This is a genomic window from Micromonospora sp. CP22 (assembly GCF_009712475.1).
Classification (GTDB): Bacteria; Actinomycetota; Actinomycetes; order Mycobacteriales; family Micromonosporaceae; genus Micromonospora.
Window position 1 is genome coordinate 168,960 of record NZ_VCJO01000010.1, and the last position, 12,623, is coordinate 181,582.

Genomic DNA, 12,623 nt, shown 5'->3' on the forward strand with positions numbered 1-12,623 from the left:
GCACGCGGTAGCCGGGCGCGCCGGGCGCGGCAGCAGAAAGTGCCTACGTGGGCCGGATGACCATCGGTGCGCCCGCGAGCAGGATCGGAGACCTCTCACCAGCCGACGTGACCACAGAGGAGACACCATGACGCTCGTCCGGCTCGTGCTCGACGCCGCCCTGGCCGCACCGTCCGGTGCGGTCGGACTCGCCGTACCGGTGGCCGACCGGATCACCACCTACCCAATCGCCGCCGAGGCCATGAGCGCCGGTCGGGTCGGATCATCGGTGGCCGCCCTGATCGCGCTCGCGGGTGTGGTCATCGGCGGGTCGGCACTCGCCCGTGCCCGCACCGGCGCGGCGCGACGCGGCATGGTCGCCCTCGCCGCGGGGGCGGTCGGCCTGGCGCTCGGCGGTCTGGTCGTGGTCACCTCGGACAGCGGCATAGGCACCGGCAACGGCCGGGGTGGCGGTTACGTGGCGCTGGTGCTGGGGTTGATCGCCGTGGTCGTCGGTGGCCTCGTGCTGGGGCGCGCACGACGCGGCGGCTGAGCGAGCCCGGCTCGACTCGCCGCACGGTGACGGGCCGGCCCGCGAGGGAACCGGCCCGTCACCGTGTCGCGATGGTGGTGGGGCACCGGCCCGAGCCGGCACCCCACCGCTGTGTTCACCAGATCAGCCGGCGGAACAGGTTGCCGTCGGTGTGGTGTTGTTGCCGTTCTTGTAGAGCGTGATGCCGAAGTTGTTGCCGTTTCCGTTCGGCCGGGCGGTGAGCGTGCCGCTGTTGCCGCTGATCGTGGCGTTCCAGCTGTTCTGCAGGCTCTGGCCACCGTTGGTGCGGATGGTGACGGTCCAGTTGTTGCTGCCGCTGACCGAGAAGGTCGTGTTGAACCGGTCGTTCCAGTCCTCGGCGCGGTTCACGCTGACCGAGCAGCCACCGTTGCCGGGCGGCGGGGTGGTGGGGTTGCCCGGGTCGGTCGGGCCGGGGTCGGAGCTGCCGCCCTCGCGCAGGGTGATGTCCGAGCTGCCCTGGCTCTGGTAACCCTCGGTCGCCATGATCTGGTAGTAGTGGTTACCCAGGTTCAACCCGACCCGGGCCCACGCGTCGAAGTGGTTCGCCGTGGTGATCGTGCCACTGCTGCGCTTCTGCTGCCGCACGCTCCAGTACTGGTAGAACGTCGCGGTACCGTCGATCGACGGCTGGTTCACCCGCTGGCTACGCAGAATGTCGTAGGTGCCACCATCAGTGGTCACGCTGCCCAGCCGGGTCGCGCCACTGCTCGGGTTGTAGCTACCGAAGTTCTCGACGATGTAGTACTCGACCAGCGGGTTACGGGTCCAGCCGTACAGCGCGAGGTAGCTGTTGTTGTTACCCGGGTTGTAGGTACCCGAGTAGCTGATCGTACGGCGCGTGCCAGGGTTCCAGCCCTTGCCGCCGACCCAGTTGTTCGTGCTCCTGCTCCACGAGCTGCTGTAACGACCGTTCTCGCGCAACACCATGCAGGCGTCGCCGCTGTCCTTCCAGAACGAGAAGAAGAACCCGTTGTGGTTCCCCTCCGTGTTCGAACAGACCTGACGGTCAGCCTCAGCCTGAGCCGGGCTGGCCACGATAGCGGTGGTGGCCAGCACGGCGGCGAAGGCAGCGGCAGCCAGCATCCTGACTCGGCCGCGGCGGCGACTTCGTGGTGGGCCGGGGACGTTGTTCATGCTTCCTCCTCATGACGGCTGGCCGACGGCCAGCAGTGCGCTACGCATCGGCCGCCCCGGTGGCTGGGCAGCCACCGTCGACTGTCGACGTCGTACCGGGTGGTGGTGTTGCGTCGGTCGTCTCGCGGATGACCGGCGGAGCAGGTAGCGGTCATCGACGTTCATCTCTGGATGCGTCGATGGCCAACAGTATTGGCACGGGTCCACCGAACCGTCAACAACTTCCGGAAATACTCCCGAAACCTGGCCTTGACCACCGTCGAGGCGAAGGAATACGTTGACGTTGGCCGGTAAGACCACGGTGGCGGGTCGCCCCAGGTCACCGTCACGACGCCCTGCGCCAGGTCAGGGCAGCTGTCCAGCGAAAGTTCCAGATACCTTCCGGATACTCGCCGACCTCGATCGCCTACTGCCCGTGAAACCTAGCCGCGTCCAGCGTCGACGGTGAGCTGGTTGGTCAGCACCACCAGGAGCTCGAAGCGGGCCGCCGGGTCGTCCAGGTCGGCACCGTACAACTCGCGCAGCCGCTTGAGGCGGTAGCTGACCGTCTGCGGATGGACGAACAACTCGGTGGCGACCTCGGCACGCGACCCCCAGTGCCGCAGCCAGGCGTGGAGCGTCGCCAGCAGGTTCTCCCGCTGGGCCGGGCGCAGCCGCGCCAGCGGTGCGAGGCGGCGGGCGGTGAGCACCGCCAACGCCCGTTGCTCACCGCGTAGGGTCAACGTGACCAGGTGGTCGTCGACGAAGACCGGGGCGGCGCGGGGGCCGACCAGTCCGGCGGTCAACTCGGCGAGCCGGACGGCCGCCGGCACCTGGGGCCAGCCCAGTTCCGGGCCGACCACCGCCCGCCGCCCGGCCAGCGCCTCGGTCAGGGCGACCCGCGCCGCCCGGGGGCCGGAGCGCAGCAGCAGCACGGCGTCGCGTCCACGTTCGACGACCAGCCCGTCCGGGCCGTACCGGAACCGCACGTCGCGGGCCTGGTCCAGGGGCAGCAGCACGGGCACCACCGCGTCCAGGTCGGGCCAACCGATCCGGGCCGCCGCGGACTCGACGGCGCTGGGCATGCCGTCGCCACGCAGCAGCAGTTCGGCCAGTTGGCGCCGCCGGTCGACCTCCCCGGCCTGCTCACGCAGTTGCAGCGCGTACCCGTCGGTGCTCGCCGCCGCCAGTTCGGCGACGTACGCGCTGACCGCGTCGGAGAGGTCGATCAACTCCTCCGGATCGAGCGGGCGCAGCCGGGCCAGTGACTGCGACGCCGTACGCAGCAACAGCCGGGCCGCCGTCCGCAGCGCGGTCAGCAGTGCCTCCGGCCCCCGGTCCTCGCGTGCCTCGGCGGCGCCCAATCCGACGAAGACCTCCCGGACCCGGGGCGGCAGCGCCGGTTCCCCGGTGCCGACCAGGTCGAGGAAGCGGTCGAGCGCCACCTGCACCGCAGTGCGTACGTCCCGGGCGAACTTGTCGTCGGCGATGTCGGCGAAGGCGGGGGTGGCCTCGGTGACGGCGGCCGCCACGGCGGCGACGGTGGCCGGCAGGTGCGGGCGCATCGCGGCGGCCAGATCGGCGGGCAGGTGTCGCCACGGCGTCGTGGAGACGGGCGCGCTCACCCGACGATTTTGTCACGCCGGGATAAGAGGGGTGGACATTCTCGCTGCCGGTGGGACGGTGTCCCGATCGGGACGCCCACGCGACGATGAACCCGACCGGCCGCGCACCGCCTGGCGGCCGGCGACCCGACGGAGGAGACCGCCGTGCAGCACCGCCTGTCCCGCCAGCACGTCGTCGACATGTGCCGCACCATGCTCGCCCGGGGCTACCTCAAGGCCACCGAGGGCAACGTCTCGGTCCGGGTGCCCGGTCACCGGCTGTACGCGGTCACTCCGAGCAACTACGACTACGACCGGATGCGCGTCGAGGACGTCTGCCTCGTGGACTTCGACGGCCGGCACGTGCCCGACGACTCCGGTGTCGGGCTGAAGCCGTCCATCGAGTGCGGGATGCACGCCAACATCTACCGGGAGCGGCCGGACGTCAACGCGATCGTGCACACCCACCAGCCGTACGCCTCGGCGCTGGCCTTCCTGCGCAAGCCGATCCCGGCGCTCACCGACGAGCAGGTGCGCTTCCTGGGCCGCCAGGTGGCCATCATCGACTACGCCCCGTCGGGCACCGGGTTCCTGGCCCGCAACGTGCAGAAGAAGGTGGCCAGCGGGGACAACGCCTTCATCATCGCCAACCACGGGGTGGTCGCCGTCGGCACCGACCCCGACCGGGCGGTGTTCAACATGGCCCTGCTGGAGAAGGTGTCCATCGCCTATCTGCTGGCGCTGACCAGCGAGGCGGGCAAGGTCCACACCATCCCGACCACGATCCGGGAGATCGCCTTCAGCAAGCTGCGAGCCGACGAGAAGCGGATCGCCGCCCAGCTCACCGAGGCGGTCGAGCCGGTGCGGGTACCCGCCGACGAGGAACTGCCCAGCGCCGACGCGGTCGCCGCCGAGATCGCCGCCGACCGGGCGGCGGGCACCCCGGCGGCCCCGACCGAAACGACCGGGACGGTGTCGGACGGGGCCGGCGGCACGCCGGGCGCGGAGTCGGCCCGGCTCGGGTACGCGATCAGCGCGTACCCCGACGTGGACGACGTGATGCGTCGACTCAAGGCGCTGACCGCCCAACCGGTACGCGGACTGCGCCACGACGCGATGCTCGACGTGTTGAACTACTTCGACACCAAGTGCCGGGCCAGCAAGGAGATCACCGACCGGGCCAAGCGTCGGATCCCCGGCGGGGTGCAGCACAACCTGGCGTTCAACCACCCGTTCCCGCTGGCCATCGACCGGGCCGACGGCGCGTACCTGGTGGACCGGGACGGCAACACCTACATCGACTTCCTCCAGGCCGGCGGGCCGACGATCCTGGGCAGCAACTACGGCCCGGTCAACGAGCGGGTCGCCGAGGTGATCCGCGACTGCGGCCCGGTGACCGGCCTGTTCCACGAGTACGAACTCAAACTCGCCGAGATCATCCACCGGTTCATGCCGCACGTGGAGATGTACCGGTCGCTGGGCTCGGGCACCGAGGCGGTGATGGCCGCCGTCCGCGGCGCCCGCGCCTTCACCGGCAAGAAGATGGTGATCAAGGTCGGCGGCGCCTATCACGGCTGGTCCGACACGATGGTCTACGGGCTGCGGGTGCCGGGCACCTACCGGATGAACGCCAAGGGCATCCCGTTCGGGGCGACGGCCCGCACCCGGGAAGCCTTCCCGCACGACCTCGGGCAGCTCAAGCGCAAGCTGATCGAGAACCGGCTGCGCGGCGGCACCGCCGCGGTGGTGGTCGAACCGGTCGGCCCGGAGTCCGGCACCCGGCCCGCGCCACGGGACTTCAACGCCCGTGTCCGCGAGCTGTGCGACGAGTTCGGCGCGCTGCTGATCTTCGACGAGGTGGTCACCGGATTCCGGCTCGGGCTCGGCGGCGCCGCCGGCTACTTCGGTGTCACCCCCGACCTGACCGTGCTGGGCAAGGCCGTCTCCGGCGGCTACCCGATGGCCGGTGGTGTCGGCGGGCGGGCCGACGTGATGGCGGTCTTCGGATCCGGGTTGGACGGTAGGAGCGGGGCGCACATCCAGGTCGGCGGCACGCTGTCGGCCAACCCGCTGTCCTGCGCGGCCGGCTACTTCGCCATCGAGGAGATGGCCCGCACCAACGCCCCGGTGATCGCCGGCCGGGCCGGTGACCGGCTGACCCGGGGCCTGCAACGACTGATCGACTCCTACGGGTTGCCGTACGTGGCGTACAACCAGGGCTCCATCGTGCACCTGGAGTGCAGCGGCGTGATGTTGTTGGACATGCGCAACCCGGTGAAGCTGCTCCGGGAGAACAAGGCCCGCAAGCGGCTGATGGAGCAGATGGGTGCCGCCTACACCGCACACGGTGTGATCACCCTGGCCGGCTCGCGGATGTACACGTCGATGGCCGACACCGACGAGGTCATCGACGACGCCCTCAGCCGATTCGACCAGGTCTTCGCGCTGGTCGAGGGGGTCTGAGCGGTGGCCGCCAGCCCGCCGCAGGTCTTCGCGATCGACCTGGGCACCTCGGCGCTGAAGGCCGCGCTGGTCGCCGCCGACGGCACGGTCACCGGCTGGGCCGAGCGGCCGGTCCCACTGCGGGTGCTGCCCGGCGGCGGCGCCGAACAGGACCCGCTCGACTGGTGGGCGGCGCTCGGGGAGGTCGCCGCCGACCTGGGTCGGGACCACCCCGACCAGATGCGGGCGGTGACCACGGTCTGCGCCTCCACCCAGGGTGAGGGGACGATCGCGGTGGACCGCGACGGCGCGCCGCTGACCCCGTGCATCAGCTGGCTCGACATGCGCGGCGCGCCGCACCTGCGACGGCAGTTCGGCGGCTTTCCCGCGTACCAGGGGATGTCGGTGCGCCGGATCGCCCGGTGGCTGCGGCTGACCGGCGGAATGCCCTCCCCCACCGGCAAGGACCCCGCCGCTCACATGCTGTTCGTCCGCGACACCCGGCCGCAGGTGTACGCGCGGACCGCGACGTTCCTCAACGTGCTCGACTGGATCAACCTGAGGCTCACCGGACGTACGGTGGCCACCGTCGACTCGATCCTGACCTCGTGGGTGACCGACAACCGGCGGCCCGGCGACATCCGCTACTCCCCCGCGCTGGTCGCCGACTGCGGCATCGACGCGGACCGGCTGCCGCCCATCGTCGCCTGCACCGAGGTGATCGGCACCCTGACGCCGTCCGCCGCCACCCACCTGGGCCTGCCCGCGACGGTGCGGGTGGTCGCCGGGTCGATCGACAACACCGCGGCGGCGATCGGGGCCGGCACCACCGGGGACAACGAGCCGCACCTGTACGTCGGGACCTCCTCCTGGATAGCCGCCCACGTGCCCCGGAAGAAGACCGACGTCACCGCCGGCATCGCCGCCGTGCCCTGCGCCATCGGCGACCGCTACCTGATGACCGCCCTCCAGGCCACCGCCGGGGCCAACCTCACCTGGCTCCGGGACAAGATCGTGGAGTACGACGATCCGTTGCTCGGCGCCGGTCGACTCAGCCGCGACGAGGGAACGATCTTCGACGCCTTCGACGCGATCATCCCTACGGTGCCGCCGGGCGCGAACGGTGTGCTCTACACCCCCTGGCTCTACGGTGAACGCGCGCCGGTGGACGACGCGACCCTGCGCGCCGGGTTCCTCAACATCTCCCTCGACACCAACCGCTCGGACCTGTTGCGGGCGGTCTTCGAAGGGGTCGCGTTCAACACCCGCTGGCTGCTCGGCGCGGTGAACCGGTTCCTCGGCGCGCCGGTGACCTCGATGGCCGTCACCGGCGGCGGGGCGCTGTCGGACTCGTGGTGTCAGATCTTCGCCGACGTGCTCGGTGTCGAGATCCGTCGGGATGCCCGACCGCTGGCGGTCAACGCCCGGGGCGCGGGTTGGATCGGCGCGGTCGGCACCGGGCAGCTCAGCTTCGCCGACATCCCGGGGCTGATGCGTACCGACCGGGTCTTCGCACCGGACCCGGCGCACCGCGCCCGCTACGACGAGATCTTCGGCGTCTACCGGCAGGCGCACCGCCGGCTCGCCCCGCTGTACCGGCGGCTCAACCGCAGCTGACGATGCTCCCGAAAGTTTCGGTAGCCATCGACGATGGCTTTTATCCAGTTGTCGATGCGAGGCTAGGAGGTCGGCGACGGAGATCGGCAGGAGGATACGTGCAGGCGATACGTCGAGGTCTTGTCGGAACGCCGTCCGCCGACCCGCAAACCGGTCCGGAACCAGAGGAAACGGAAGCTCCGCCGCGCGACGGGAAAACGTGGTTCACCAAGGCGGCTCGGCTGCTGCGTCACGAGTGGACGATGGCGAGCTTCGCGGGTCTGCTGCTGGCCGTCGTGCTCACCTGGCCGACGTTGCGGCATCCGTGGACCACCATTCCGGGTGACATCGGCGATCCCACGTTGCAGGCGTGGCAGGTCGCCTGGGGCGGGCACGCCCTGGCCACCAACCCGCTCGGCCTCTGGCACTCCAACACCTTCTTTCCGGAGCTGTACACGTTCGCCTACACCGACAACCTGATCGGCTACGCGCCGGCCGGATTGTTCGGCAACGGCATGGAAGCGGCGGTGTTCCGCTACAACCTGCTCTACGTCCTGGCCCACGCGCTCGCCTTCGTCGGGGCGTACGCGCTGGTGCGCCAGCTGGGTGGGATCAGGACGGCGGCGGCCGTGGCGGGCGTCGCCTGGGCCTTCGCTCCGTGGCGGCTCGCCCACAGCGGCCACCTGAACATCCTCTCCATCGGCGGCATCGCGCTGTGCCTGGCGATGCTGGCTCGCGGTCACGGCTGGTCCCTGCGCGAGGGTCACCGGCCCGCGCTGCACCGTCCGGGATGGATCGTGGCCGGGTGGCTGGTCGCGGCGTGGCAGCTGACCCTCGGTTTCGCCGTCGGCCTGCCGCTGGTGTACTTCCTGGCCGGTACCGTGCTGGTGGTCCTCGTGGCGGTGGGGTGGACCCGGTGGCGCACCGGCCGGTGGCTCCTGGGCCGCCGGATGGTGTTGGCCAACCTGGTCGGCGGCGTCGTCTTCAGTGTGGTGTGCGTCTGGTTGGGGACCGCCTTCCTGCGGGTGGTCGAGTTGAATCCGCAGGCGCGCCGAGACCTGGCCTGGACGCAGATGTTCTCCCCGCCGCTGCGCGGCTACTTCGTCGCGCCCGCCGACTCGTGGCTGTGGGGCGACTACTTCGAGGCCGCCCGCGCCCAGTTGTCGTGGCCACCGGAGATGGCGCTGCTGCCCGGCGTCACGCTGATCGTGCTGGCCGCGGCCGGGCTGAGCTACTCGGCGTTCCGGGTCCGCCACCGGGTGGTGCTCGGGCTCGGCGTGCTGGTCACCGGTGCGCTCGGCCTGGGCAGCAACCTCGTCGGCGAGGGCGACCCGGGATACCTGACGCTGTCGCGGGTGCTCCCCGGCTGGGAGGCGCTGCGCACCCCGGGGCGGCTCATGGTGTGGATCAGCCTGCTGCTCGCCATCCTGGCGGCCGGAGCGATCACCGAGTTCGGTCGGCAGCTTCCCAGCCTCCGGTGGCCGAGGATCGTCGGCCGGGTCCTGCTGGTGATCCCGCTGCTGCTGGTGCTGGTCGAAGGGGTCAACCGCACCCCCCACCCCGACGTGCCGACCGCCCCGGCGGCGATGCGCTCCGCCGCCGAGCCCATGCTGATCCTGCCCAGCGACGGGGTGACCGAGGCCCACATCATGCTCTGGTCCACCGACGGGTTCCCCCGCGTCGTCAACGGTCACATCACCTTCGTACCGACCAGTCAGGAGCAGATCCGCGCGGCCAGCGCGACCTTCCCCGACCAGGGCAGCGTGGCGTTCCTGCGGCAGGCGGGCATCCGGTCGGTGGTGGTCCTGCCGCACCTGCTCGCCGGTACGCCCTGGGACGGCGTCGCCACCCGACCCTTCGACGGCCTCGGCATCACCCGGGAGGAGGTCGACGGCGCGCTGGTGTACCACCTCGGCTGAGGCGGGACCCGGCGGTCGGCGCGCCTGCTCACTCCCGGGGAGCGCCCATGGGTTCGCGGACGAGGCTGCCGTCGATGTAGCAGTAACGCCAGTCCTCACCCTCCTCCAGCGACCGGATCAGCGGGTGGCCGGTCTGTCGATAGTGCTCCTCCGCGTGGTTGTTGACCGAGTCGCTGCAACAGCCGACCGCCCCACAGGTCAGACACATCCGCAGTTGCACCCAGTCGTCGCCGCTCTCCACGCACCGCGGGCACGCCTCGGCGTCGGACTCGGTGATGTAGACCCGGTCGAGGTGGGTGCAGGCGGTGCTCATCGTCTCCTCGCGCACGTACCGCCAGCCGCCGTGCAGCAGCCGGTCCGGAATGACCCGGGCCAGGTAACGCGAGTTCGCCGCGAGCAGTGGGCTCGCCACGGCCAGGATCAGCACGTACAGCGCGACGAACGGGCCGAGCCGCCCGTCGAGACCGGCGGCGAGGGCGAGCGTGGCCAGGATCAGCGAGAACTCGCCCCTACCCAGCACGGTCAGGCCGACGTTGGCCGCGCCGCGTTGGTTGAGCCCGAACAACCGGCCGGCGACGAGGCCGGCCAGCACGTTGGTCACGAGGGTCACCAGCACCGCCAGCAGCACCGGCACCGCCACCGAGCCGAAGCCGCCGACGTCGATGCTCAGCCCGAAGACCAGGAAGAAGACCGCCGCGAAGACGTCGCGCAGCGGCAGCACCAGGCGTTCGACCCGTTCCCGGATCGGGGTACGGGCCACCACCAGACCGATCATCAGCGCGCCGATCGCGTCGGAGACGCCGATCTCGGCCGACACCCCGGCGACGAGCACGACCAGCCCGACCATCAGGATCGCCAACAGCTCGTCCTCGTTGCTGTCGATCACCTTGCCGACCAGACGGGCACCGAAGCGGGCGACGGCGAAGAGCACCACCAGGTAGGCGAAGCTCAGACCGATGTGCAGGGCCAGCTCCCCGGCGGAGCCGGCGCCGGCCAGCACCGGCGAGAGCAACGCCAGGTACAGCGCGAGGAACAGGTCCTCGATCACGATGATGCCGAGGATGACCGGCGTCTCCGCGTTGGCCAGTCGACGCAACTCGATGAGCAGCTTCGTCACGATCGCCGAGGAGGAGATGCCGAGCGCCCCGGCGATCACCAACGCCTCGTAGCCGCCCCAGCCCAACGCGAGGCCGAAGAGCAGACCGGCGCCGATGTTCAGGCCGATGTACGCTCCGGCGGCGATGAACAGCCGCCTGCCGCTGCCGAGCACCTGGTCGACCGGGAACTCGACGCCCAGGTGGAACAGCAGCAGCACCAGGCCGAGCGAGGCGAGCAGGCTCAGGTCCTCGGGATGGGCGACCAGCACCGGGCCGGGTGTGCCCGGCCCCAGCAGGATGCCCGCGAGCATGAAGAACGGCACGGTGGGCAGGTTGATCCGGCGACCCGCGCGGGCCAGCAGGCCCGCGATCAGCACGAGGGCCCCGAAGCCGACGAGGTCAGCATGCACGGTGAGGACTCCTGAGGCGGTCTGAACCGTAGACGCGCGGGACGCGAAGGCTACTCGGTGAAGTACGTGCCTGCCAGCAGGGCGCCCACCTTGCGCGCCTGCTCCTCCGACATCTCGATCACGGCCACCGGATCATCGTGCCCGGCGGCGAAGACGTACAGGTCACGGTTGCCGTCACGGCGCACCACCACGGAGATCCGCTGGGTGTTGCTGCCCAGATCGACGTCGTACCGCTTGCCGATGCCCGGCAGGTCCTGCACGTAGATGCCGCTACCCATCGACCCTCCCCGTACGGTCAGCGATCACTGCGCAATGGTACGAGCCCACCGACCGAACGCTCGTCGCCGCGCCGACCGGCCCGGCGACGCCCTCGGGTCACGAGGTGATCCGGAACGTGGCGTCGTTGCGCGCCTGGGCGTCGTTGATCGGATCGAGCCGCAGCAGGTAGTCGTAGTGCCGGATGTACCGGTCGGGGTAGTTGTACGACCGGAACGACGACCACGACGAGTTGCCGAGACCGGCTACCTGCCGGAAGGTGGCGTCGGCGGCGAAGATCGAGCTGCCGTCGTTGGCCGCCAACACGAAGTCGAAGCCGTAGTGCCGCAGGTAGTGGCCGGGGTAGTTGACCGACTCGAACGACACCGCGCTGGCGTCGGCCAACCCGGGCACCACCCGGAACTGGGCGTCCTGGGCCGGGCTGACGTTGGCGTCGATCCGGACGTCGTAGTTGGCGTGCCGCACGTACCGGTCCTGGTGCGTGTACGCCTGGATGCGGTTGGCCGGCGTGGTGGCGCCCCACCGCCCCAGCACCGCGTTCTCCTCGGCGGCGGTGAGGCTCAGGATCGACCCGTGCCGTTTGCGGCTGGCACCCAGCTGGTAGTCCGTCCGGGTCCGGAAGTTGGTGACGCTGCCCAGGTTCGTGGAGGTGACCGGCAGGTAGCCGCGGCCGGTGGCGTACTGGTCGAGCCAGAGCGCCCACTCGTTGCGGCCGTTGAACTGCATCCACATCGGCCCCTCGACCACGTTGCCGCCGCCGGTGCCGTTGGAGATGCCCAGGTGCGAGAGGTTGCCCAGCGTGGTCCACGACCCGAGGATCGAGTTGCTGGCCTCGATGGTGATGTGCCCGTCGGCCGACGCCCGGTAGTAGCGGTATCCGCCCACCGCGCCCGGCACCTCGACGATCTGGGTGTCGATGATGCCCTGGCCCCCGCCGGGGCGCTCGATGTAGAGCTGCGGCGCGGTGAAGCTGCGGAAGTCGCTGGTCCGGACGTACCAGATGCGGTGCTTGGTCACGCCGTTGCGCGCCGAGTTGGTCGCCCAGTAGACGACGTAGTCGCCGGTCGCCTCGTTGTAGATCGCCTCCGGCGCCCAGGCGTTGCCGGCGCCGGGGATGGCCGCCGCGACGTTGAGCAGCCAGGGAGCGGACCAGTTAACCAGGTCTCGGGACTCCCACACCACCAGCGAGGTGCTGCCCCGGTTCGCCGCGTCGTTCCACGATGTGCCGCTGGCGATCCGCAGGTCGGTGGCGACGATCCAGTACCGGTCGCCGGAGGGCGAGCGGAGCAGGGAGGGATCGCGTACGCCCCGGGTGCCGATCGTGGACAGCAGCACGGGTGAGCCGTTGTTCAGGTCACGCCAGGTGAGCCCGTCGCGGCTGTGTGCGAAGTAGACCTGCTCGCCGATGGCCGACTCCCCGGTGAAGTGCGCCATCAGGTAACCGGTGAAGGGGTCGAGCGCGGCGGCCTCGGCACGCGGCGTCTGCACCGCCGACAGGAGCAGCAGGCAAAGGGCGGCGAGCAGGGCACTGGCCCTGGTCAGCACTCGGGACATGTCCGACTCTCCGTCCGTCCGCGCGATGAACGTTAGCGCTAACATCGCGCCACCGACAC

Annotated in this window: 9 protein-coding genes; 4 read left to right on the plus strand and 5 right to left on the minus strand. The window is 70.5% G+C overall.

From position 1 onward, the window contains the following. The first annotated feature begins 127 nt into the window (after positions 1-127). Positions 128-532 (plus strand): DUF6223 family protein, encoded by a 405-nt coding sequence (locus FF096_RS18070; protein WP_155219868.1) that lies wholly within the window; start codon positions 128-130, stop codon positions 530-532. Positions 533-655: 123 nt separating this feature from the next. Here FF096_RS18070 and FF096_RS18075 read toward each other — a convergent pair whose 3' ends face one another. Together FF096_RS18075 and FF096_RS18080 are read right to left on the minus strand one after the other, a co-directional pair. After that, on the minus strand, positions 656-1,636 hold the full coding sequence (locus FF096_RS18075; protein ID WP_230462708.1) for a glycoside hydrolase family 11 protein: 981 nt from the start codon (positions 1,634-1,636) through the stop codon (positions 656-658). Between the two features lie 473 nt (positions 1,637-2,109). Beyond that, positions 2,110-3,291 carry a helix-turn-helix domain-containing protein gene (locus FF096_RS18080; protein WP_309223523.1) on the minus strand — a complete coding sequence of 394 codons (1,182 nt, stop codon included), beginning with the start codon at positions 3,289-3,291 and terminating at the stop codon, positions 2,110-2,112. 144 nt (positions 3,292-3,435) lie between these two features. Between FF096_RS18080 and FF096_RS18085 the strand changes: the two genes are divergently transcribed. The 3 genes from FF096_RS18085 to FF096_RS18095 all read left to right on the plus strand — a co-directional run bounded on the left by FF096_RS18085 (position 3,436) and on the right by FF096_RS18095 (position 9,227). Then, entirely contained in the window at positions 3,436-5,733 is a 2,298-nt protein-coding gene (locus FF096_RS18085) for an aminotransferase class III-fold pyridoxal phosphate-dependent enzyme (RefSeq protein ID WP_309223524.1), read from the plus strand. 3 nt (positions 5,734-5,736) lie between these two features. Beyond that, positions 5,737-7,329 carry an FGGY-family carbohydrate kinase gene (locus tag FF096_RS18090; RefSeq protein ID WP_309223525.1) on the plus strand — a complete coding sequence of 531 codons (1,593 nt, stop codon included), beginning with the start codon at positions 5,737-5,739 and terminating at the stop codon, positions 7,327-7,329. Positions 7,330-7,571: 242 nt separating this feature from the next. Next, entirely contained in the window at positions 7,572-9,227 is a 1,656-nt protein-coding gene (locus FF096_RS18095; protein WP_196222567.1) for a hypothetical protein, read from the plus strand. 28 nt (positions 9,228-9,255) lie between these two features. Here the strand turns inward: FF096_RS18095 and FF096_RS18100 are convergent, their stop codons facing one another. From FF096_RS18100 to FF096_RS18110, 3 genes are all read right to left on the minus strand, one after another. Then, complete coding sequence (locus tag FF096_RS18100; protein ID WP_309223526.1) at positions 9,256-10,734, minus strand: cation:proton antiporter; 1,479 nt, start codon at positions 10,732-10,734, stop codon at positions 9,256-9,258. 50 nt (positions 10,735-10,784) lie between these two features. Beyond that, positions 10,785-11,012: a potassium transporter TrkA gene (locus tag FF096_RS18105; protein ID WP_155219874.1), complete on the minus strand. Its 228-nt coding sequence runs from the start codon at positions 11,010-11,012 to the stop codon at positions 10,785-10,787. 97 nt (positions 11,013-11,109) lie between these two features. Continuing rightward, positions 11,110-12,564 (minus strand): glycoside hydrolase family 43 protein, encoded by a 1,455-nt coding sequence (locus FF096_RS18110; RefSeq protein WP_155219877.1) that lies wholly within the window; start codon positions 12,562-12,564, stop codon positions 11,110-11,112. Between the last annotated feature and the right edge of the window lie 59 nt (positions 12,565-12,623).

Coding starts and splice junctions, on each gene's coding strand:
- FF096_RS18070 (WP_155219868.1), top strand. CDS start 128: ATGACGCTCGTCCGGCTCGTGCTCGACGCCGCCCTGGCCGCACCGTCC.
- FF096_RS18075 (WP_230462708.1), bottom strand. CDS start 1,636: ATGCTGGCTGCCGCTGCCTTCGCCGCCGTGCTGGCCACCACCGCTATC.
- FF096_RS18095 (WP_196222567.1), top strand. CDS start 7,572: ATGGCGAGCTTCGCGGGTCTGCTGCTGGCCGTCGTGCTCACCTGGCCG.
- FF096_RS18105 (WP_155219874.1), bottom strand. CDS start 11,012: ATGGGTAGCGGCATCTACGTGCAGGACCTGCCGGGCATCGGCAAGCGG.
- FF096_RS18110 (WP_155219877.1), bottom strand. CDS start 12,564: ATGTCCCGAGTGCTGACCAGGGCCAGTGCCCTGCTCGCCGCCCTTTGC.